The organism is Pseudactinotalea terrae, from assembly GCF_009733845.1.
Taxonomy (GTDB): domain Bacteria; phylum Actinomycetota; class Actinomycetes; order Actinomycetales; family Beutenbergiaceae; genus Pseudactinotalea; species Pseudactinotalea terrae.
Window position 1 is genome coordinate 449,505 of record NZ_WNXZ01000002.1, and the last position, 21,385, is coordinate 470,889.

21 protein-coding genes are annotated in these 21,385 nt (G+C 70.6%); 12 read left to right on the forward strand and 9 right to left on the reverse strand.

Going from position 1 to position 21,385, the window contains the following annotated elements; translation table 11 throughout:
* The first annotated feature begins 197 nt into the window (after window positions 1-197).
* Window positions 198-1,103: a Bax inhibitor-1/YccA family protein gene (locus GPA03_RS09600; protein ID WP_156251757.1), complete on the forward strand. Its 906-nt coding sequence runs from the start codon at window positions 198-200 to the stop codon at window positions 1,101-1,103.
* Between the two features lie 536 nt (window positions 1,104-1,639).
* Window positions 1,640-2,611 carry an acetylxylan esterase gene (locus GPA03_RS09605; protein WP_156251758.1) on the forward strand — a complete coding sequence of 324 codons (972 nt, stop codon included), beginning with the start codon at window positions 1,640-1,642 and terminating at the stop codon, window positions 2,609-2,611.
* A 19-nt stretch (window positions 2,612-2,630) separates the two neighbouring features.
* Here GPA03_RS09605 and GPA03_RS09610 read toward each other — a convergent pair whose 3' ends face one another.
* Window positions 2,631-3,647 (reverse strand): GNAT family N-acetyltransferase, encoded by a 1,017-nt coding sequence (locus GPA03_RS09610; protein ID WP_241681194.1) that lies wholly within the window; start codon window positions 3,645-3,647, stop codon window positions 2,631-2,633.
* A gap of 62 nt (window positions 3,648-3,709) precedes the next feature.
* Between GPA03_RS09610 and GPA03_RS09615 the strand changes: the two genes are divergently transcribed.
* Window positions 3,710-4,114 carry an FKBP-type peptidyl-prolyl cis-trans isomerase gene (locus GPA03_RS09615; protein WP_156251759.1) on the forward strand — a complete coding sequence of 135 codons (405 nt, stop codon included), beginning with the start codon at window positions 3,710-3,712 and terminating at the stop codon, window positions 4,112-4,114.
* Between the two features lie 75 nt (window positions 4,115-4,189).
* Here GPA03_RS09615 and msrA read toward each other — a convergent pair whose 3' ends face one another.
* Window positions 4,190-4,888, reverse strand: a complete 699-nt coding sequence (msrA, locus tag GPA03_RS09620) for a peptide-methionine (S)-S-oxide reductase MsrA (RefSeq protein ID WP_156251760.1) — start codon at window positions 4,886-4,888, stop codon at window positions 4,190-4,192.
* 109 nt (window positions 4,889-4,997) lie between these two features.
* Between msrA and GPA03_RS09625 the strand changes: the two genes are divergently transcribed.
* A complete protein-coding gene (locus tag GPA03_RS09625) occupies window positions 4,998-6,203 on the forward strand; it encodes an AI-2E family transporter (protein ID WP_156251761.1) in 1,206 nt (401 codons plus the stop codon).
* Window positions 6,188-7,402, forward strand: coding sequence for a threonine ammonia-lyase (gene ilvA, locus GPA03_RS09630; RefSeq protein WP_241681195.1), 1,215 nt, complete (start codon window positions 6,188-6,190; stop codon window positions 7,400-7,402). The genes GPA03_RS09625 and ilvA overlap by 16 nt, the downstream gene beginning before the upstream one ends.
* Before the next feature lie 86 nt (window positions 7,403-7,488).
* On the opposite strand, the gene greA is transcribed toward ilvA, so the two are convergent.
* Window positions 7,489-7,971 carry a transcription elongation factor GreA gene (gene greA, locus GPA03_RS09635; RefSeq protein WP_156251762.1) on the reverse strand — a complete coding sequence of 161 codons (483 nt, stop codon included), beginning with the start codon at window positions 7,969-7,971 and terminating at the stop codon, window positions 7,489-7,491.
* 304 nt (window positions 7,972-8,275) lie between these two features.
* On the opposite strand from greA, the gene GPA03_RS09640 reads away from it, so the two are divergent.
* Complete coding sequence (locus tag GPA03_RS09640; RefSeq protein ID WP_156251763.1) at window positions 8,276-10,006, forward strand: hypothetical protein; 1,731 nt, start codon at window positions 8,276-8,278, stop codon at window positions 10,004-10,006.
* Between the two features lie 19 nt (window positions 10,007-10,025).
* On the opposite strand, the gene GPA03_RS09645 is transcribed toward GPA03_RS09640, so the two are convergent.
* Window positions 10,026-10,445 (reverse strand): DUF4307 domain-containing protein, encoded by a 420-nt coding sequence (locus GPA03_RS09645; protein ID WP_156251764.1) that lies wholly within the window; start codon window positions 10,443-10,445, stop codon window positions 10,026-10,028.
* 108 nt (window positions 10,446-10,553) lie between these two features.
* On the opposite strand from GPA03_RS09645, the gene mca reads away from it, so the two are divergent.
* Genes mca through GPA03_RS09660 form a run of 3 tightly spaced genes read left to right on the forward strand, consistent with a single transcriptional unit; the run spans window position 10,554 to window position 12,474 of the window.
* Window positions 10,554-11,408, forward strand: a complete 855-nt coding sequence (gene mca / locus GPA03_RS09650) for a mycothiol conjugate amidase Mca (RefSeq protein ID WP_156252010.1) — start codon at window positions 10,554-10,556, stop codon at window positions 11,406-11,408.
* On the forward strand, window positions 11,405-11,692 hold the full coding sequence (locus tag GPA03_RS09655; RefSeq protein ID WP_194239510.1) for a hypothetical protein: 288 nt from the start codon (window positions 11,405-11,407) through the stop codon (window positions 11,690-11,692). Before mca ends, GPA03_RS09655 begins: the two co-directional genes overlap by 4 nt.
* Window positions 11,689-12,474 (forward strand): nitrilase-related carbon-nitrogen hydrolase, encoded by a 786-nt coding sequence (locus tag GPA03_RS09660; RefSeq protein ID WP_241681199.1) that lies wholly within the window; start codon window positions 11,689-11,691, stop codon window positions 12,472-12,474. The genes GPA03_RS09655 and GPA03_RS09660 overlap by 4 nt, the downstream gene beginning before the upstream one ends.
* A 1-nt stretch (window position 12,475) precedes the next feature.
* Here GPA03_RS09660 and GPA03_RS09665 read toward each other — a convergent pair whose 3' ends face one another.
* A complete protein-coding gene (locus tag GPA03_RS09665; protein WP_156251765.1) occupies window positions 12,476-13,357 on the reverse strand; it encodes a PPK2 family polyphosphate kinase in 882 nt (293 codons plus the stop codon).
* A 29-nt stretch (window positions 13,358-13,386) separates the two neighbouring features.
* Entirely contained in the window at window positions 13,387-14,136 is a 750-nt protein-coding gene (trhA, locus tag GPA03_RS09670; protein ID WP_156251766.1) for a PAQR family membrane homeostasis protein TrhA, read from the reverse strand.
* 129 nt (window positions 14,137-14,265) lie between these two features.
* On the opposite strand from trhA, the gene GPA03_RS09675 reads away from it, so the two are divergent.
* Together GPA03_RS09675 and GPA03_RS09680 are read left to right on the forward strand one after the other, a co-directional pair.
* A complete protein-coding gene (locus tag GPA03_RS09675) occupies window positions 14,266-15,027 on the forward strand; it encodes an isoprenyl transferase (RefSeq protein ID WP_156251767.1) in 762 nt (253 codons plus the stop codon).
* Between the two features lie 364 nt (window positions 15,028-15,391).
* A complete protein-coding gene (locus GPA03_RS09680; RefSeq protein ID WP_156252012.1) occupies window positions 15,392-16,747 on the forward strand; it encodes a PhoH family protein in 1,356 nt (451 codons plus the stop codon).
* A 104-nt stretch (window positions 16,748-16,851) separates the two neighbouring features.
* Here GPA03_RS09680 and GPA03_RS09685 read toward each other — a convergent pair whose 3' ends face one another.
* The 3 genes from GPA03_RS09685 to GPA03_RS09695 are packed head-to-tail and all read right to left on the reverse strand — an operon-like array spanning window position 16,852 to window position 18,817.
* On the reverse strand, window positions 16,852-17,538 hold the full coding sequence (locus tag GPA03_RS09685; RefSeq protein WP_156251768.1) for a hypothetical protein: 687 nt from the start codon (window positions 17,536-17,538) through the stop codon (window positions 16,852-16,854).
* Window positions 17,535-18,437 carry an ATP-binding cassette domain-containing protein gene (locus GPA03_RS09690; RefSeq protein WP_156251769.1) on the reverse strand — a complete coding sequence of 301 codons (903 nt, stop codon included), beginning with the start codon at window positions 18,435-18,437 and terminating at the stop codon, window positions 17,535-17,537. The genes GPA03_RS09685 and GPA03_RS09690 overlap by 4 nt, the downstream gene beginning before the upstream one ends.
* A complete protein-coding gene (locus GPA03_RS09695) occupies window positions 18,434-18,817 on the reverse strand; it encodes a GntR family transcriptional regulator (RefSeq protein WP_156251770.1) in 384 nt (127 codons plus the stop codon). The genes GPA03_RS09690 and GPA03_RS09695 overlap by 4 nt, the downstream gene beginning before the upstream one ends.
* Before the next feature lie 255 nt (window positions 18,818-19,072).
* Between GPA03_RS09695 and GPA03_RS09700 the strand changes: the two genes are divergently transcribed.
* Window positions 19,073-21,379: a family 78 glycoside hydrolase catalytic domain gene (locus tag GPA03_RS09700; RefSeq protein WP_156251771.1), complete on the forward strand. Its 2,307-nt coding sequence runs from the start codon at window positions 19,073-19,075 to the stop codon at window positions 21,377-21,379.
* The last annotated feature ends 6 nt before the right edge of the window (window positions 21,380-21,385 follow it).

Here is a 21,385-nt window from a genome sequence, read left to right on the forward strand (position 1 = left end):
CCCTCATCCGATCGGGTGAGACCATCATCCTGACGCCGCACGGCTCGGAGGCCCACCCGGGCAGCCCCCAGCCGGGAACACCGGTGGCCCCCGGCACGTTGAAGCGATCAGACGGGCGTGGCACAGATGTACGCCGTGCCCGTAGCATGAACCCGGCACGCCACCTCGGCGCCACGACCAGGAGGACACAGGTCCAGATGGCCAATCCCTACTTCAGCAACAGTGCGAACTTCGGGAAGAGCACGCCTCAGCCCGGTTCGGTCGGTGTCGGCTACCAGCCGAACGCCCAGGGCTACGCGCAGCCCAGCCCGTACGGTCAGGCCAGCCCCTACGGCACGCCCGGCTCCTACGACCAGACCACGGACGAGCAGTTCCGGCAGGTCCAGGACGCCTACAACGCGCCGTCGGCCACCGCGGCCCAGACCGGGCGCCTCACGTACGACGACGTGATCATGAAGACCGGCATGGTCCTCGGCGCCATCGTCTTGACTGCGGCAGCCACCTGGTTCCTCTTCTCGACGGGCGCCGCGCCCATCGGTCTCCTCATGCCGGTCATGTGGGGCGGCCTCATCGGCGGCCTCGTGCTCGGCCTCGTCAACTCCTTCAAGAAGGAGCCGTCGCCCGCGCTGATCATGGGTTACGCAGTCTTCGAGGGGGCCTTCCTCGGCCTGATCTCGATGGTCTTCGAGCTCAGCTTCCCGGGCATCGTGATCCAGGCCGTCCTCGCGACGTTCATCACCTTCGGCGTCACGCTGGCGCTGTTCAAGAGCGGCAAGATTCGCGTCACGCCGAAGTTCCGGAAGATCGTCACGATCGGGCTGATCAGCTACGGCATCTTCGCTCTGGTCAACCTGTTCCTGGGCTTCATGGGCGTGGGCGGCGGCTGGGGTCTGCGCACCGGCGGCCTCGGCCTGCTGATCGGCGCGGTCGCTGTGGTGCTCGCCGCGATGACCCTCGTGATGGACTTCGACCAGATCCAGCGCGGCGTCGCCAACGGCGTGGCCCGCAAGTACGCCTGGTCAGCGGCCTTCGGCATCGCGCTCTCGCTCGTGTGGCTGTACCTGGAGTTCCTGCGGATCCTCGCGATCCTGCGCGGCGACTGAGCTCACCTCGCGGCAACGCTCGACGGCGGCCTCGCACCTGTGGGTGCGGGGCCGCCGTCGTGCGTGGGCGGGGTGTGCTGCCTGCCTGCCGGCCGTCCGCCGCCGCGGTCGTGGCTCAGCGCACGCGTCTGTACGGGATGAGCCCCTGTACTGGCCGGGTTGATCGCAAAGCCACCGCTGGGTGAGAGAGGCGCCCCGCTGGCGCGGGACACCATGGCCAACTCGGCCCACACCGCTGGGGAACGTGCGTTGCGGAGTCGACGGGTGGGTCACTTCCGCAACGCCCGGGCGTGGTAAGCGTTGCGGAGTCGACCGGAGCGTCATTCCCGCAACGTGCCGACGTGGTCTGCGTTGCGGAGTCGACGGATGGGTCACTCCCGCAACGCCCACCTCCAGCGGCCGGTTCGCGCACCGACCACCGACCCGGTCGCTCGGCGCCGCTGGGAGGCGGGCGCGGGACGGGGCGCCGGATGCGGGATGCGGGATGCGGCCGAGCAGGCGCGGCCCGGTGGCCGAACGGCCACTACGGTAAGCGCATGCCGTTGTTCGATCTGCCGCTCGCAGACCTGGAGACCTACGCCCCCGACGTCGCCGAGCCGGCCGACTTCGACGAGTTCTGGCAGCGCACCCTCGCCGAGGCGCGGGGCCACGACCTCGCTCTCACCATGGAGCCCGCGACGTCGCACCTGCGTCATGTCGAGGTCTTCGACGTCACGTTCGCCGGCTTCGGCGGCCACCCGATCAAGGCCTGGTATGCACGCCCGGCGGGCGTGACCGGGGACCTCCCCGTGGTCATCAACTACCTCGGGTACTCCGGCGGCCGCGGGCTGCCCTGGGAGACGTCGCTGTTCCCGAGCGCCGGCTACGCCTACCTGCGGGTCGACTCCCGCGGGCAGGGGTGGAACCAGGGCTTCCCCGGCGACACCCCCGACCCGGTCGGTCACTCGCCCGCCGTGCCTGGCGTGATGACGCGCGGCCTCGAGAGCCCGGAGAGCTATTACTACCGGCGCCTGTTCACCGACGCCGCTCGCGCCGTCGACGCAGCGCGCGCGATCCCTGGCATCGCGAAGGACGCCGTGGTCGTCTCCGGCGGCAGCCAGGGCGGCGGCATCGCGATCGCCACGGCAGCCCTCGTGCCGGACGTCGCCGGCCTCATGGCCGACGTCCCGTTCCTGCAGCACCTGCGCCGCGCCGTCGAGCTGGTGGGCACCTCGCCGTACAGCGAGATCAACGCCTACCTCGCCACCCACCGCCTCGCCGTGGAGCAGACCTGGCGCACGCTGTCCTACATCGACGGCGCGAACATGGCCAAGCGCGGCCAGGCGCCCTCGCTGTGGTCGGTCGCGCTGATGGACATGACCTGCCCGCCGTCGACGGTCTACGCCTCCTACAACCGCTACGCGGGCCCCAAGGAGATAGAGATCTATCCCTACAACGGCCACGAGGGCGGCGCGGGCTTCCAGGTGGGCCGCCAGCTGGAGTGGCTCGCCGCCCGCTTCGCCCGGTGAGCGTGGCCTCGGCCGATTCCTAGTCCGTCGGCAGGTCCTTCTGCCAGCTCTCGGTCACGTACGTGGTCTCCCAGCCGAGCGAGGAGTAGAGCCCGTCAGCCCCGGTGGGGGAGTCGGCGTCGACCTCCAGACCTACGCGGTCCCGGCCACGCTCGGCGGCATCGTTGATCACGGTCGCGAGCAACGCCTTCGCGACCCCGCGACCGCGGGCACGGCGGTCCACCCCGATGTAGCTCACGTACGAGCCCTCGACGCCGCCGGGGCCGGCGGGTGAGACCGTCGAGACCAGCGCGCCCGCCACGAGCTCCCCGCCCTCGTGCTCCACGGTCGCCAGCCACCAGTGATCCCAGCGGTGGCCGCTGTCCTCCCGCAGCCGCAGCACGAACTCGCTGAAGCTCTCGCGGTAGGAGTTGAAGTGGTCGGCGAAGGAGTGCTCCAGCACGCGGTGCACGGCCTGCAGGTCCTCGGCGACCGGCATCGTGGTGCCGTCACCCAGGTCATGGGTGCGCACACGACGCACGGTCACGCCCTCCCGGCCGGGCAGGTGCTCGCCCGGCGGCACCGGGCGGCTCATGTTGAGCCACCGCCGCGCACGATGGTGGCCATGGCGGGTGAGCCATTCCTGCATCGCCTCGTCACCGGCATCGACGAGGATCTCGAGCAGCGTCGAGCCGAGGTCCCGGTGGCGGGCGATCGCCGCAGCGGCGTCGTCCAGCCAGTCGAGAAGCGCCAGGGCGAGCGGCTCGGCGTCGTCGGCGGAGCGGTCGAGGTACAGCACCAGGTCGGTGCGGCCTGCCGCACGGTCGTGCGCGCTCGCCCAGCCGCGTACGGTCCCGGCGCCGTCGGTGACCACGAGCTGGCGCCGCGTCCACGACCCGATCCCGACGGCGACCGCCCGGATCGCCTCCAGGTTCGCCCCCGCGGCGCCGCGCATGCGTTCCTGGGTCTGACCGACCAGGTGCGCGAGAGCGTCGACATCCTCAGCCCGGATGGGGCGGGCTGTGAGTCCGGGCGGCAGGTGGGGGAGTTCGCTCACGGGTCGATCCTTTCAGGTGGGCGTTACTCGCGGGTGGGTGCGCGGCGCTTAGGGTGGTGGTCATGACTGCGACTCTTCCCACCGCAAGCGGCTCCTTCGGCGACAAGCCCGAGCTGACGTTCCCGGCCGACCAGCCGCCGGCCGACCTGCAGGTGCAGGTCCTCGAGCAGGGCACCGGCGCCGTCGTCGAGGCCGGCCAGACGATCGAGGTCAACTACCTCGGCCAGGTGTGGGGCGGCAGCGTGTTCGACAACTCTTACGACCGCGGCAGCTCGATCGGCTTCCCGATCGGCGTCGGCCGTGTCATCTCCGGTTGGGACAGCAGCCTCGTGGGCGCCCAGATCGGCTCCCGCGTGCTCATCAGCATCCCGCCGCAGGACGGTTACGGCCCCATGGGCAACCCCCGCGCGGGGATCCGCGGCGACGACACGCTCGTGTTCGTCGTCGACGTGCTCGACGCCCGCTGAGCCGCCCCTGACCCCCACCGTGTCCTGCGCTCGTCTCACGTACATGCGCAGGACACGGTTGTCTGTTGTGCGGGGCTACTCCCGCCCGAGCACCGAGTCTTGGCTGGGCAGCTGGTCCTGACGCACGATCCCGACCGGGCAGGTCATGCCGTTCGGCCCGTGGTTGCAGTAGCCACCAGGGTTCTTGTGCAGATACTGCTGGTGGTAGTCCTCGGCGTAGTAGAACGGACCGGCATCGGCGGCCGGCCGCAGCTCGGTAGTGATGTCGCCGAACCCGTGCTCGTGCACGACGGCGTTGAACGCCTCCCGGCTCGCTCTCACCACGGCCTCGTCGGCGGGGTCGGTCCAGTAGATCGCGCTGCGGTACTGGGTGCCGATGTCGTTGCCCTGACGGTTGGGCGTCGTCGGGTCGTGGTTCTCCCAGAACGCCTTGAGCAGGTGCTCGACGTCGGTTACGGCCGGGTCGTAGACAACCTGCACCGCCTCGGTGTGGCCGGTCCGCCCCGTGCAGGTCTCCTCGTAGGTGGGGTTCGGCGAGTAGCCACCCATGTAGCCGGCGGCGGTGCTCACCACGCCGGGCAGCCGCCAGAAGATGCGCTCCGCACCCCAGAAACAGCCCATCGCGACGTACAGCGTGCGGCTGCCCTCGGGCCAGGGGCCTTCCAGCGCAGAGCCGAGGACCGCGTGGGTGGGCGGCACCGTGAACGGCCGCTCGGCGTGGCCGGGCAGAGCCTGCTCGCGGGTCACCATGGTGGTCGGTCGGCCGAAGATCATCGCGGGTCCTCCTCTGGTCGCCGCCGGGTGCGGCGCCATCAGGGACAACGTGGCCACCACCGCTGCTGTTCCCCCGGCGGGCAGCTCGCGGTGACCTAGGCTGCACCCCATGGGTTGGCTCCGCAGTGGACGTTCACGTGACGTCGTGGTGGTGCGGGAGACCTCGCCGCTGACGACCCGCCCCACCGACACCGCAACGCTCCAAGAAGCGCACCGCTCGTCCGTCCCGGCGCCCGTCCGTGCCGCCTCGGAGTGGTCCTGGCGCTTGATCCTCATCGTCATCGGCGTGACTCTCGTGGTGGCCGGCCTGGTGTGGCTGAAGACCGTGGTCGTGCCGGTGCTGGTCGCGACCCTGCTCGCCTCGTTGCTCGCGCCGCTGACCGGGTGGCTGTGCCGGCGCTTCCGGTTCCCGCGCGTCCTGGCCGTTCTCACGACCCTCGTCGGGGTGATCGCGGTGGTCGGCGGGCTGGTCACGCTGGCCGGCAGCTCGATCGCGGACGGGTTCCCTGCGCTCAGGGATCAGGCCACCGCGGGATTCGACGACGCCCTGGCCTGGCTCAGCTCCGGCCCCTTGCGCCTCGACGAGGCGACCCTGAGCAGCTGGGTCGACCAGCTGCAGGAACAGCTCAGCTCCAACTCCGAAGCGATCGTCTCGGGTGCCCTGTCGCTGACGACGTCGGCCGGGCACATCGCCGCCGGCGCCCTCATCGCCTTGTTCTGCCTCTTCTTCTTCCTGCTCGAGGGTCGCAGGATCTGGACCTGGGTGGTGGGTCTGTTCCCACGCGTGGCGCGCGCCCGGATCGACGGTGCGGGGCTCCGCGGCTGGATCAGCCTCGGGACGTACGCGCGCACGCAGATCCTGGTGGCGTTCGTCGACGGCATCGGCATCGGGCTGTTCGCCTGGTTGCTCGGGGTGCCGCTGCCGGTCCCGCTGGGCATCCTGGTGTTCGTCGGGGCGTTCATCCCGATCATCGGTGCCCTCGTCACCGGGAGCGTGGCCGTCGCCGTCGCCCTCGTCGACGGCGGCATCCTCACCGCTGTGCTCATGCTCGCGGCCGTGCTGTTCGTCCAGCAGGTCGAGGGCAATCTGCTGCAGCCGCTGCTCATGAGCCAGGCGTTGCGGCTGCACCCCGTGGCAGTGCTGCTCGCCGTCGCGACCGGCACCCTGGTCGGTGGGATCGTCGGTGCCCTCTTCGCGGTTCCGCTCATCGCCGTCGCGAACACGGCCATCAAGTACCTCAACGGCAAGGACCCCATCCCTGACCGACTCAAGGGCGAGTTCGAGGAGCTGACCAGACGGTGGCAGCAGACCTGAGGATCGAGCACGTCCGAGCGGCCGCTGCGACGCTCGCCGACGTCATCTCCCGGACACCGGTCGAGGAGAGCGCCGCGCTCTCGCGGATCGCCGGCACGCGGGTGGTGCTCAAGTGCGAGAACCTCCAGCGCGGCGGATCGTTCAAGATCCGCGGTGCCTACCTGCGGATGTCGCGGCTCACGCAGGAGCAGCAGGCGCGCGGCGTGGTCGCAGCCAGCGCGGGCAACCACGCGCAGGGTGTTGCGCTCGCAGCCGCGGCGCTCGGCATCGACGCGGTCGTCTACATGCCGCTGGGTGCCGCGTTGCCGAAGATCGCCGCCACCAAGGGCTACGGCGCCACCGTGCGGATGCACGGCAGCACGGTCGACGAAGCGCTCGTGGAGGCGTACGCCGAGGCCGAGCGGACCGGCCGCACCCTCATCCACCCGTTCGACCACCTCGACATCGTCACCGGCCAGGCCACGCTCGGCCTCGAGATCGCCGAGCAGGTGCCCGATGTCCGCACCGTGATCGTCCCGACCGGTGGCGGCGGTCTGCTCGCCGGGGTCTCGACGGCGTTGCACGGCGCGCTCGGCCCGCACGTCACCATCGTGGGGGTGCAGGCCGAGGGCGCAGCCGCCTACCCCGACTCGCTCGCGCAGGGGCGCCCGGTGGCGCTCGCCCAGATGCAGACGATGGCCGATGGCATCGCGATCGGCTGTCCCGGTGAGGTGCCGCTCGACATCGTGGCTCGCGAGGTGCAATGGGTCGAGACGGTCTCCGAGGAGGAGCTGTCCCAAGCGCTGCTGCTGCTCACGGAGCGCGCCAAGCTGGTGGTCGAACCCTCGGGCGCCGCGGGGGTGGCCGCGCTGCGCCACCATCCGGGTCGGTGGGAGGGACCGGTCGTGGTGGTGCTCTCGGGCGGCAACGTCGACCCGTTGGTGCTGATGCGGGTGCTGCAGCACGGACTGGTGGCTGCCGGTCGGTACCTGCAGGTCAAGGTTCGCACCAAGGACACCCCGGGGCACCTGGCCCGGCTCCTCGCCGAGCTCGCAGCCCAGGGCGGCAACGTCCTCAACGTCGGGCACGTACGCACCGACCCCACCCTCGCCGTCGACGAGGTGGACATCGCCGTGGAGATCGAGACCCGCGGGGCCGAGCACTGCACGGAGGTGATCGAGCGGCTCCATGCCGCCGGGTACCAGGTGCTGCCGGGCTGACCAGCGCCGCGATCGTCGTCGAGCACGGTGGTCGGGAAAAGAACAAGCACCCGACGCCGTGCGGCGCCGGGTGCTCGTTCGAGCGCTCAGCCCTTGAAGGGCGTGGCCTTCGTGATCTTGACCTTCATCTTCGACCCGGCGGGGGTGCTGTACTCGACCGTGTCGCCGGCCTTGTGGCCGAGGATGGCCGCGCCGAGGGGCGAGGACGCGGAGTACACGTCGAGGTCGGTGTCACCGGCCACCTCGCGCGAGCCGAGCAGGAAGGTCATCTTCTCGCCGCCGACGGTCGCGGTCACGACCATGCCGGGCTCGACGATGCCGTCATCGGCAGGCGCTTCGCCGACCTGCGCGCTACGCAGCAGGTCGTCGAGCTGGCGGATACGGGCTTCCTGCTTGGCCTGCTCCTCACGAGCGGCGTGGTAGCCACCGTTCTCCTTGAGGTCGCCCTCGTCGCGAGCCGCTTCGATCTTGTCGGCGATCTCGGCGCGACCCACGGCTGTGAGGTGGTCGTACTCGGCCTTCAGGCGGTCATAGCTCTCCTGGGTGAGCCAGGTCGTCGTCTCGGACACGCGGGTACTCCTTGTTTGCTTCGAGGGCGCCAAGCCCGCACGGCTTGCGGACCTATGGCGAAACCCGCCGGCGGTCAGCTCCGGGCCGAGCCGAGCAAGCGTTCTGCTCGGACACTACGACTTCGGTGCTGGCTCGGGCTGTCGCCAGGCGGGTGAACGGACAGTTTAGCAACGCCGCGAACTCCTGGGCGACGGGCGCGCCGGGCACGATAGTCTGCGGCTGCAGCAGCCCGGCTGGGCAGCGTTGGCACAGGACGACGAACTGGTCCGGCACGGGCTCAGGGGGAAGGGCGGGCGCAGGGCGATGACGGCAACTCCTCCGCCGGGGGCACAGGGTCCTGCGCAGCAGCACCCGCAGCAGGCACCCCAGCAGCAGTGGCCCCAGCCAGGTGAGCAGCAGTGGCAGCAGCCAGGGCAGCAGCAGTGGCCCCAGCAGCCCGCCGTCCAGCAGCCGCAGGCCCCGGTTCAGCCGCAGGCCCCGGTTCAGCAGGCCCCGGTCCAGCAGCAGTGGCCCGCGCAAGCGCCTCAGCAGCAGTGGCAGCAGCCGCAGTACACGCCGCAGCGGGCGGGCGGCGAGTACGGATACCGGTACGGCGAGATGCCGCAGTACCCCACGCCGCAGTTCCCGCCGCCCTCGCGGCCGCCGCAGCGGGGGATCCCGGGGTGGATGTGGGCGATGGCAGCGGTGCTGGTGATCGCCGTCGTGGCGGTCTTCGCGATCCCCGCGCTGACGAACGACCCAGGCGGCGACCCCACAGGAGTGGGCACCTCGGACGGCCCCACCCAGCCCGTCGACGACGGGTACGGGCAGCCCAACACCGCCTCCTCCGGCACCTTCACCGGCGCGCACATGCTCGCCGGAATGAACGATGCGCTCGCCGCACGCGATCGCGGCGCGTTCTTCCGCTTCGTCGAGGGCGATGCGGCAGCCGCGCTGAACCTGTGGTGGGACAACATGGACGTGCTGCGGTGGGAGGTCGGTGCGATCTCGCTCGCCCCAGGGCAGCTGGACACCTACGAGAACGACACGATCGAGCTGCGGGTGACGCTCGGAGCGGCGACCGCGGGCTCGCCGACGATCCCGGAGGCCAGCGAGCACCCCGACGCCGGGCTCTCCTACGCCCCGAGCAACATCTACCGCGCCACCATCCGGGTGACCGACGACGGCGAGAGCGGCGTCATCAGCGGCTGGGAGGTCGTGGGCACCGCAGCGCCGTGGGACCTGGAGCCGCTGTACGCCGTGGTGACCGAGCACTCGGTGATGGCGGGCTACGCCGACGAGCGGGAGCTGGTCGATCGGATCGCACCGCTCGGTGACGCCGGTGCCACCTGGGTGATCGAGACCTTCGCGCGCGAGCAGGGCATCGCCAACGCCGAGCGGTTCACGACCTTCGTGACCGAGGATGCTGGTCGCTTCAACGACTGGTTCATCTCCGACACCACCGGCTGGGTAGCCGATCGTGCGGGCACGATGTTCCCGCAACGGCGCCCCTACGCCAGCGACGAGGTGCTGGCCTCCATCGCCACCGGCGGCCCGAGCGTCAACGCAGGCGGCGTCCTCACGATCGGCCCGAACGGCCTGCTGTACGGCCCGGAGGACACGCAGGACACCATCGTGCACGAGTTCGTGCACGCCATCCACACCACGAACGTGCCGCAGCAGTCCTGGCCGGGCTCCCCGGTCATGGAGGGCTGGGCCACGTACAACGAGGGGCTGTACACCGGCGACGGCGAGTTCGGCAAGGAGGGCACCTACGCCGGCCGGGTCATCCGCATGTGCCTCGAGGAGAACCCGTTCGACGGCCAGTTCCCCGTGCAGGACGACTTCACGCCGGTCGAGACCGTGCACTGCGCCTACATGCTGAGCGGCACGATGTACGCCTACGCCGCTTCTCTCGGCGTCGACGTCTACGAGGCTGCCGACCATGCCCTCCTCGAGGGCGAGGCGCTCCCCGAGGCGATCGCCGACCTGGGCGGACCGCTGCTGGATGCCTCCGCGTGGTGGAGCTGGTTGGCCTCGACGTACGGCTCGTGAGCCGCCAGAGCCCCAGCGCTCACGCGATCTCGCAGGACCTGACCATCGCGATGCTGGCGCGCTCCGTGGTCGCCATCGTCAGGGCCACCCGGCTGACCTGGCTGTCGGCCGGCTCGACCTCGACATCGACGATCCCGACCTGACCGAAGCCGCCTCCGAGCGCCTCGATCGTGCAGACGGCGGTGGCGCCCACCGGGCGGGTGACCTCGAGGACCAGCTCGACATGGCCGTCGTCGACCGCGGTGAACAGACCCACCTCGCCCTCGGCGCTCGGCTGCATCATCCCCCAAGCGACCCATCCGAGCCCGACGGCGGCGACCAGGCCGACGACGACGGCCGCCACCCGCAAGCTGCCGCCCGGGCGGGCCGGCTTCTCGCCGTAGCGGCCGGCCGGTCGTACGTGCTCACGTGTCGAGCCGGGGGCGGGTGAGGGTGCCATGACGTGTCATCCTTGGAGAAGACGAGAGACCGGGTCGGCTCCGGCCGTGCACCAGTCTCGCACCTGCAGGACGACGGAGGATTCGTGGCTGAGCCCACGCTGCGGTTGATGGCTGTGCACGCGCACCCTGACGACGAGTCGAGCAAGGGTGCCGCGACCATGGCACGTTATGCGGCCGAAGGGGTGGAGGTGCTGGTCGTCACCTGCACCGGTGGGGAGCGCGGTGACGTCCTCAACCCGCGGCTCCAGGAGGACCCCGAGGTGCTGCGGGACCTGCCGGGCCTGCGCCGTCGTGAGATGGCAGCCGCCGCGGCCGCGCTCGGCGTCCAGCAGCGCTGGCTCGGGTACGTCGACTCGGGGCTTCCCGAGGGCGACCCGCTGCCGCCCTTGCCGCCGGGCTGCTTCGCGCTCGAGCCCCTCGAGCAGGCCGCCGAGGCACTCGTCCGGGTGGTGCGGGAGTTCCGCCCCCACGTCATGACCACCTACAACGAGAACGGTGGCTACCCGCACCCGGACCACATCATGTGCCACAAGGTCTCGGTCGCGGCGTTCGAGGCGGCCGGTGACGAGGCCGCCTACCCGCACGCCGGCCCGGTGTGGGAGCCGCTGAAGCTCTACTACGACCACGGCTTCTCGAAGTCCAGGGTGCGATCGGTGCACGAGGCACTGCTCGCGCAGCAGCAGCCCTCGCCGTACGAGGACTGGCTCAAGCGCTGGGACGAGGACGACTCGCCCGAGCGCGAGGTCACCACCCGCATCGAGTGCAGCGACTACTTCGGCCACCGCGACCGGGCGCTGCTCGCGCACGCCACCCAGATCGACCCGGACGGCGTCTTCTTCGCCGTGCCCCGCGAGCTGGAGCGGGAGGTCTGGTCGGTCGAGGAGTTCGAGCTCGCCCGGAGCCGCGTGGACACCACGTTCCCCGAGGACGACCTCTTCGCGGGCGTGCGGGAGCTCGCATGATCCTCGCCGACCAGCAGATCCCCGACGACGCCACCGTCACCCCGGGCATCGAGGGCTTCATGGTGTTCGCGCTGCTCGCGGTTATCGTGCTGCTGCTCGTGCTGAGCATGAGCAAGCACCTGCGCCGCATCGACAAGCGCGCGGCCGAGGAGGCCGCCGATGCCGAGGACGCCGCCCGGGAGGCGGCAGCGAGGTCAGGAGCCGACGACGGCGCCGCGCCCGTGAGCACGACGCCTGCCGACGTCCCGCCCGACTCGAGCGAGACGGGTCGCGAGGGTTCATGACCGACCTGCGCGTCGCCGTCGGGCAGTACTCCGCGACGGATGACCCCGTGGCCAACGCCGCGACCGCCGTCGGGCTCGTGGCGCAGGCCGCAGAGGCCGGCGCGCGCCTGGTGCTGCTGCCCGAGTACGCCCTCGCATGGGCGGCCCGGCTGCGCCCCGACCTCGGTGACGGGCACGAGGCGTTCGGCGAGGCGCTCGCCGCGGCAGCCGCCGAGCACGGGCTCTGGGTGGTGGCGGGCACGCTCGAGCCGGCGGGGGAGCGGCTGCGCAACACGGCCGTCGCGTTCGGTCCGGACGGGCAGCCGCGCGGTTCCTACACGAAGGTGCACCTGTTCGACGCGTTCGGGATCCGGGAGTCCGAGGTACTGGACCCGGGCGCGCCGGGTGCGCCGGTGGTGATCGACGTGGACGGGTGGCAGGTCGGCCTCGCCACCTGCTACGACCTGCGGTTCCCTGAGACCTTCCGGGTGCTCGTCGACGCCGGGGCGCAGGTGCTCGCCGTCGGAGCCGCCTGGGCGGCCGGGCCCGGCAAGGCCGACCAGCTCCGGGTGCTGGCTCGCGCTCGTGCGCTGGAGAACACCAGCTACCTGCTGCTCGCCAGCCAGAGCGGCCAGGGGCGGACGGGGCGCAGTGCTGCCGTCGGGCCGCTCGGTGAGGAGCTCGTCACTGCCGGTGAGCAGCCGGAGCTGCTCGTGGCCGACCTGACGCGTGAACGCCTGGACGAGGTCCGCACGATGGTGCCCTCGCTACGGCACCGGCGCTACGCCGTCGTCCCTTCCTGATCTAGGCGCGCGAGGTCCCGGCGAGGCGCTCGAGCTCGACCTTCGGGTCGAAGTCGGCGGCCGGCCAGCCCAGGTCGAGGTCGGTGAGAGCGCCGTGCAGCAGCTCGGTGACCGCGAGCCGCGCGTACCACTTGCGGTCGGCCGGGATCACGTACCAGGGGGCCTCGGGCACGGAGGTCCGGGCGAGCATCTCGGCGTAGGCGGCCTGGTAGTCGTCCCACTCCTCGCGCACGTCGACGTCGCCGGGGTTGTACTTCCACCACTTGTCGGGACGCTCGAGGCGCTCCTGGAGGCGTTCGCCCTGCTCGGCGTGCGAGACCATCATCGCGACCTTGATCAGCGTGGTGCCGCTCTCGACGATCGTGCGGTCGAACTCCACGCACTCGTCGTAGCGGGTCTCGTTGACGTCGGCGGGCTCGAGCTCGTCGACCTTGACCACGAGCACCTGCTCGTAGTGGGACCGGTCGAAGACGCCGATCTTGCCGGGCTCGGGCAGCTCCTTGCGGATGCGCCACAGGTGGTGGTGCTCGCGTTCCTCGGCGGTGGGCACGCCGAAGCTCGCGAGCGCGACTCCCTGCGGGTCGACCATGCCGATGACGTGCCGCACGATGCCGCCCTTGCCGGCTGTGTCGATGCCCTGCAGCAGAAGCAGCACCGAGCGGGTGCCACCGCTCCTGCCATCGGCGAACAGGCGTTCCTGCAGGTCGGAGAGCTCCTCGCCGCGCTGGGCCATGAACTGCTCGCCGGCATCCTTGTCGCCCTCCCAGCCGGGCGTGCCCGCGCGGTCGAAGGAGGCGAGGTCGAAGTCGGGGCCCACGCGTAGCAGCTCGGAGGGGTCACCGGACCAGCCGGCGCTGCTCGTGCTCTTCTTCTTCTTGCCCATGGTTCGTCACCCTAGGGCGAGCATGGGCGTCAGCGCAGGGAGAACGCGGCGATCCCGACGGCGATCGCGTGGCAGACGTACCCGATCATCGTGCCGACGTGGAAGATCTCGTGGAACCCGAACCAGCGGGGGCTCGGGTCGGGTCGCTTCAGACCGTAGACGAGCGCGCCGACCGTGTAGCCGACCCCGCCGGCGATCACCAGCCACATCACGCTCAGACCGCCGGACCGGCCGAACGCGGGCAGGAACCACACCGCGACCCAGCCGAGGGCCACGTAGATCGGCACGTAGAGCCAGCGTGGCGCACCCAGCCACAGCACCCGCATGAGGATGCCGGCGACCGCGCCGACCCAGACGACGGTCAGCAGCACGCGGGCGGTGCTCGGGGGAAGCAGCAGGGTGGCGAGCGGGGTGTAGGTGCCGGCGATGACGAGGAAGATGTTCGAGTGGTCCAGGCGCCGCAGCACGGCGGCCACGCGGTCGCTCCAGGTGCCGCGGTGGTAGACGGCGCTGGTGCCGAACAGCAGCACGGTGGCGACGGCGAAGACAGCCACGCTGAGGCGCGGGGTGCCCGCGGGGGTGAGCACCACGAGCACGATCCCGTAGAGCAGGGCGAACGGAGCGAGCCCGGCGTGGATCCAGCCGCGCAGCCGCGGCTTGACGATCTCGACGACCTGCTCGACGGCGTCCTTGACGTCGTCACCGACCTCCCGGAGGCCGCTGCTCGGCTCGGCGGGCGTGGGTTCGCTCCCGGGGTGATCGGGTCGTGCGTGGGACATCGTGCTGCTCCGGGTGGGTGGCGGTCCAAGCGAACCTACGCAAGAGTAACTTACGTCTCCGTAGGTGACGATGGGCTCGGGCGCGCGGTAGTTTGGGCGCCGGTCGTCGTGGAACGTGAGAGGGGCGCGGTGAAGAGTCCGGTCAGCTTCCTCTATGGACTGTACGAACGCCAGATCATCTCTGGTCTCAACGGCAACCTGCCCGCGCACGTCGGGCTGATGCTCGACGGGAACCGCCGATGGGCGCGGTCCGTGGGGCTGGAGACCTCGGCGGGACACCGGGCCGGGGCCGACAAGATCGTCGACCTGCTCACCTGGTGCGAGGAGGTCGGCGTCGACCTCGTGACGCTGTGGCTGCTCTCGACCGACAACCTCAAGCGCGAGCCCGATCAGGTGAGCGAGCTCCTGGAGATCATCGCGGAGGCGGTCGAGACGCTCGCCGCGACCCGGCGGTGGCGGCTGCGGGTGGTCGGCGAGCTCGACCTGCTGCCCGAGCCGATCGTGGCGAGGCTGCACGCGGCCGAGGCGGCGACCGCCGACATCGAGGGCATCGGCGTCAACTGCGCGATCGGCTACGGCGGCCGCGACGAGATCGCCGGCGCCGTGCGGTCGATGCTCAAGGAGCAGGCCAAGGCGGGCGTCACGCTCGAGCAGCTCGCCGACGCGATCACGGTCGAGCACATCGCCGAGCACCTCTACACCCGCGGCCAGCCCGACCCGGACCTCGTCATCCGCACCTCCGGCGAGCAGCGCATCGGTGGCTTCCTGCTCTGGCAGAGCGTGCACTCGGAGTTCTACTTCTGCGAGGCCTACTGGCCCGCCTTCCGCAAGGTCGACTTCCTCCGCGCGCTGCGCGACTACGCCGCCCGCGAGCGCCGGTTGGGGCGCTGACCGAGCAGCTGCTGCACGCTGCCCAGGCCAGCCGCCGCCGCCGTCGCGGGCACGGGCAGGAGAGCGGTGCGCGCCGCGCACCGCCCGCGCCGTGTTGCGCGCAGGTGAACTCTCGCCAGATCCGGGCGTGCCGGTGCCCTGCTGGGTGCTCGCGGGGTCGTAGCGTGACGCACATCGGGAGACACACGTCGACCGTCGGGAGGCAAGCGTGGAGCATCGCTGGCATACGCGACAGCGTGTTTCGGCTGGTCCGTGTCTGCCTCCTGCCTCACCTGCGGCGCTCGCCGGTGTCGGCGACCGCCGACCTGGATAGGAGCAGTCCTTGAACACTCCGCACCCCGCAGCTGCGTCCGAGACGCCCACGCTGCCGATCACCACGTCGGATCCCACAGGTGCGGAGGTTGCACCTGACATCCGCCGCACGTTCGTGCTCGACACCTCGGTACTGCTCTCGGACCCGAAGGCCCTGACACGGTTCGCCGAGCACGATGTCGTCCTCCCGGTCGTCGTGGTCACCGAGCTCGAGGCCAAACGTCATCACCCGGAGCTGGGCTACTTCGCGCGGAGCGCGCTGCGCTCGCTCGACGACCTGCGCCAGCAGCACGGGTTCCTGGACCGACCGGTGCCCGTGGGGGAGCGCGGCGGCACGGTCCGGGTGGAGCTCAACCACTCGGACCCGAGCGTGCTGCCCTCGGGGCTGCGGCTCGGCGACAACGACACCCGGATCCTGTCGGTCGCGGCGAACCTGCGCGCCGAGGGGCACGTCGTCACCGTGGTCAGCAAGGACCTGCCGATGCGGGTGAAGGCCTCGGCCGTCGGGCTGAGCGCCGAGGAGTACCGGGCGCAGCTCGCGGTCGACTCCGGCTGGCAGGGCATGGCCGAGGCAGATCTGACGGATCAGGAGATGGCGACGCTCTGGAGCGAGGAGAAGATCGCCGTCGTCGACATCGTGGCCGCCGACGGGCTGCGCGACCTGCCCTGCCACACCGGGCTGGTGCTGCACTCGCCCCGCGGATCCGCGCTGGGCCGGGTCACGGCCGACAAGCAGGTCCAGCTGGTGCGGGGCGACCGGGACATCTTCGGGATGCACGGCCGCAGCGCCGAGCAGCGGATCGCGATCGACCTGCTGCTGGACAACGAGGTCGGCATCGTGTCGCTGGGAGGGCGAGCGGGGACGGGGAAGTCCGCTCTCGCCCTCTGCGCCGGGCTCGAGGCCGTGCTGGAGCGCAACGAGCACCGCAAGATCATGGTGTTCCGCCCGCTGTACGCGGTCGGCGGCCAGGACCTCGGCTACCTGCCAGGGTCCGAGGCCGAGAAGATGAACCCGTGGGCGCAGGCGGTCTTCGACACCCTCGGCGCCGTGGTCTCGCGCGAGGTGGTCGATGAGGTGATGGACCGGGGCATGCTCGAGGTGCTGCCGCTCACCCACATCCGCGGGCGCTCGCTCCACGACGCGTTCGTGATCGTGGACGAGGCGCAGTCGCTCGAGCGCAACGTGCTGCTCACGGTGCTGTCGCGCATCGGGCAGGACTCCCGGGTGGTGCTCACGCACGATGTGGCGCAGCGTGACAACCTGCGGGTCGGGCGGCACGACGGTGTCGCTGCTGTCATCGAGGCGCTCAAGGGGCACCCGTTGTTCGCGCACGTGACGCTGACGAGGTCCGAGCGGTCTCCGGTCGCCGCGCTGGTCACAGAGCTCCTGGAAGGCGTCGATCTCTAGGCCGCCAGATCCGCGCAGGTCGGTGCCTGCATACACGCGTGGTTCTGCCCGGTATCGGACCTGATACCGGGCAGAACCACCGTTCGGTGGGAGGGCGAGCCGGGCTAGGGCTGGGTGCGGCGGAGCACCAGGTAGTCCGCGAGCCCGACGACGGCGATCACGGCCACGCCGATCGCGGCGAGGCCCAACGGGCCGGCGTCGATGAGGAAGTCCCCGACCGCCGGCCACGAGCTCGTCTTGGTGATGGCGACGATCGCCAGCAGCAGCGCCACCACGACACCAGCGATGGCCGCCCACAGCCCGAGCACCTTGAAGCGCTTGTAGACCGTGGCGAAGGTCAGCCCGGTGGTGAACGCGAGCATCGCGATCACCAGGTAGGCGAGGAACGCGACCGCGACGTTGCCGCCGCCGAAGTCGTCGATGAAGTACATGCGGCCGTTCATGCCCCAGCCGTCCGTCGCCTTCTCGATGAGCCCGAGGACCACGAAGAGGGCGGCGAGAGCACCGCTGGCGAGCAGCCCGGTCAGCATGGTGCCGAGGAAGAACTCCCGGCGGGTGGTGCTCATCGCCTGCGAGAACGGGAACGTGCGAGTCTGCGCCATCACGCCGACCGACAGGAAGTACCACAACGGGGCCTGCCCGGCCCCGGCGATCTTGATGCCGTCGCTGGGGATCAGCGCGAAGATCGCCAGGGTGAGTGCGAAGGCGCCGCCGAGGATGATCAGCGGCAGGGTCACGAACGTCAGCCTCACGAGCAGGTGCATGCGGACGACATCAAGGACGCGGCTCATCGTGAGGCTCCGTTCATGGGCGAGGTCTGGTGCGCGTGCTGCGTCATGCGCACGACGAGCTGCTGCAGCGACACGGGTTCGGTGTCCAGGCCGGCCTGGGTGAGCGCGTGCCTGTCGGCCTCGGTCAGCTGCCCGAGCACGGTGGCGGCCATGGTGTTGCCGAGCGCGTCGGTGTGGATCACCCGGCGCCCGAGCGTGAAGGTCTCGACGGCGGATCTCTCCCCGACGATCGTGGTCGCTTCGCCACGCAGGCTCTCGGCATCGGTGTCGACGATGATGCGTCCGTCGTCGATCACGACGACGTTCTCGATGAGGTGCGCGATCTCGTCGATGAGGTGGCTGGACAGCACGATCGTGCGCGGGTGGCTGGCGTAGTCCGCCAGCAGGCGGTCGTAGAAGACCTGGCGAGCCACGGCGTCGAGCCCGAGATATGGCTCGTCGAAGAAGGTGATCTCCGCGCGGGAGGCGATGCCGATGATGACGCCGACCGCCGAGAGCTGGCCACGCGACAGCTTCTTGATGGTGCGGTTCATCGGGAGCCGGAACTCCTCGACCAGCGACTCGGCGAGCTGCTGGTCCCAGTTCGCGAAGAACATCCGTGCCGCGGCGAACGCGTGGTGCGGCTTCGACTCGTCCTGGTACTGCTGGCTCTCCCGGACGAAGCACATGCGGGAGAGCACCGCGGCGTTCTCGTACGGCTCGGCGCCGAAGGCCCGCACGGTGCCCTGGGTCGCGAAGTTCTGCGCGGTGATGATCGACATCAGCGTGGTCTTGCCGGCGCCGTTGCGGCCCAGCAGCCCGGTGATGGCGTTCTCGGCGAAGGTGACGGTGACGTCGTCCAGCGCGAGCGTCTCGCGGTATCGCTTGGTGAGGTGGTCGACCTCGATGACGGCGGTCATGGTGTGCTCCGGGGGTCTGGTGTCGATGTGGTGCGCTGGTGGATGAGGTCCGCGACGTCGGCGGGGGAGAGGCCGATCGCCCGAGCCTCGGCGAGCAGCGGGTCGAGGAATCGGTCGGCGAACCCGGTGCGCCGCTCGGTGAGCAGCGCCTCGCGGGCGCCGGTGGCGACGAACATGCCGATCCCGCGTCGCTTCTGGAGCACGCCCTTGTCCACGAGCAGGTTGATGCCCTTGGCGGCCGTGGCCGGGTTGATGCGGTGGAATGCGGCGAGCTCGTTGGTCGAGGGAGCCTGCGCCTCCTCGGCCAGGGAGCCGTCGAGGATCGCATCCTCGACGCTCTGCGCGATCTGCAGGAAGATCGCCCGCCCTTCCTCGACCATGCGCACTCCTGGTTGGTGGGTTAGTTACTCGACTAATGAACCATGTAAGCCGCGTCGCGTCAAGCCCGTCTGCCCGCCCGGCTCGGTATCGAGCGCTGGCTGGCACAGACTCCACGCTCGATGCGGCTGCAAGCGCTTGCGCAGCGGCGTCCGGGTGATCGAGCGTGGAGCATGTCCCACGCGGGGCGAAGGGCGTCGTTGGCCTCCACGCGATCGACCATCTAGACTACGGATTGAAACTATTCAATGCTGCGCATGCGCGCGCACGGTTCGAGGGAGAGCCCGTTGGTCAAGACCGCCGTCGCCGACGATCTCGCGTTGCTTCGCGACGCGACGTTCATCACCGCCGATGCCGACCGGGATGCTGCCGTGGTCTTCCACACCGCGGCCCAGCTCGACCAGGACCGCTCCGAGGTGAGCTCCGCCGTCGCGGCATCGACGGGACTGGGCATCTACGAGCTGAGCCTCGACGGTGCGCCGGTGAGCGAGGACTTGTTCGCACCCGGCTGGACCTCGTACGAGTGGCGGTTGCAGTACCAGCGCTACGACGTCACCGAACAGGTGCGCACGGGTCCCGGGCAGGAGCTGGAGATCTCGGCGCTCGTGGGCAACGGCTGGTACCGCGGCGACTTCGGCTTCGGCGGCGCGAATTCCAACTACGGCGAGGAGATCGGGGTGCTCGCGGCCCTCCGGATCACCTACCGCGACGGTGCGACCCAGGTGATCGGCACCTCGGCGGGCTGGGCGGCGAGCACGTGCGACGTCGTCGAGCACTCGATCTACCACGGGCAGCGCATCGACGCGCGGCTCCGGACCGAGGGCACGACCGCGCTGACGGTGCGCGCGGGCAGCGAGCTCGACCCCGACCGGCTGACGCCCCAGATCGCCGAGGGTGTGCGCCGTCACGAGGTGCTCGCGCCCGAGAAGATCTGGACCTCGCCCTCGGGCAAGACACTGGTCGACTTCGGGCAGAACCTGGTCGGGTGGGTGCGGGTGCGCGCCGAGGGACCGGCCGGGACCGAGATCGTGCTGCGTCACGCGGAGGTGCTCGAGAACGACGAGCTCGGCACCCGGCCGCTGCGGTCAGCGCGCGCGACCGACACGTTCGTGCTCTCGGGCGAGGGTGTGGACACCTTCGAGCCCACCTTCACCTTCCACGGCTTCCGCTACGCCGAGGTGAGTGGGTGGCCGGGCGAGCTGCGTGCGGAGGATCTGGAGGCCGTCGTCGTGCACTCGGCGATCCGCCGCACCTTCGACTTCGAGTGCTCCGAGCCGTTGGTCAACCAGCTCGTGCACAACTCGGTGTGGGGCCAGAAGGGCAACTTCCTCGCCGTGCCGACGGACTGCCCGCAGCGCGACGAGCGACTCGGCTGGACCGGCGACATCGCCGCCTACGCCGCCACCTCGGCGTTCCAGTTCGACGTGAGCGACTTCCTGCACAACTGGCTGCTCGACCTCGCGGAGGAGGGCAAGCACGACGAGCACGGCTACGTCCCCGTCATCGTGCCGAACAACCTCAAGCCGAACCTGATCCAGAAGCCGCTGCCGTTCCTCGACATGCCGTCGCAGGCCGTGTGGGCCGACGCCGCCGCGTGGGTGCCCGAGGCGCTGTGGAACGCCTACGGCGACCGGGACCGGCTCGCGGCGCACTACCCCGGCATGGTCGGTCACGTCGAGTCGGTGATCCCGCTGCTCTCGGAGACCGGGCTGTGGGACGAGGGCTTCCAGCTCGCGGACTGGCTCGACCCGGACGCACCGCCGGACGACCCGGCTGCTGCCAAGGCCGACACCGGAGTGGTCGCGACGGCGTCCTTCTACCGAAGCGTGGCGTTCACCGAGAAGACAGCGCGCGAGCTGGGGCTGACTGACGACGCCGCGCGCTGGGCCGAGCTCGCTCAGCGGCTCCGGGCGGCCTTCCGTGAGCACTACGTGGCCGACGAGCGCGTCACGTCCGACTGCGCGACCGTCTACGCGCTCGCGATCTGCTTCGGGCTGCTGGAGGAGAACGAGCTCGGATGGGCCGCGGGCCGGCTGGCCGAGCTGGTGGCCGAGCGCGACTACCGCGTCACCACCGGGTTCGCGGGCACGCCGTTCGTGACCTGGGCGTTGTCGGAGAACGGCCACGCCGACGTCGCCTACAAGCTGCTGCTGGAGAAGGGCTGCCCCTCCTGGCTCTACCCGATCACCATGGGGGCGACCACGATCTGGGAGCGGTGGGACTCCATGCTGCCCGACGGCAGCATCAACCCCGGCGAGATGACGTCCTTCAACCACTACGCCCTCGGCGCGGTGGCGGACTGGATCTACCAGGTGGTCGCGGGCATCCGCGCCGCCGAGCCGGGCTACCGCCGCATCCGCATCCAGCCCGTGCCCGGCGAGGGCATCGACTGGGCCCGGACCGGCTACGACTCCCGCGTGGGTCGGATCGAGACCGCGTGGCGGAACGAGGGCGGCCAGTTCACGCTCGAGGTGACGATCCCCGAGGGTGTCCCGGCCGACGTCGTCCTCCCGGACGGCACCACCCACGAGGTCACCGGCGGCACCCACACGTTCACCGCCTGAGATCGC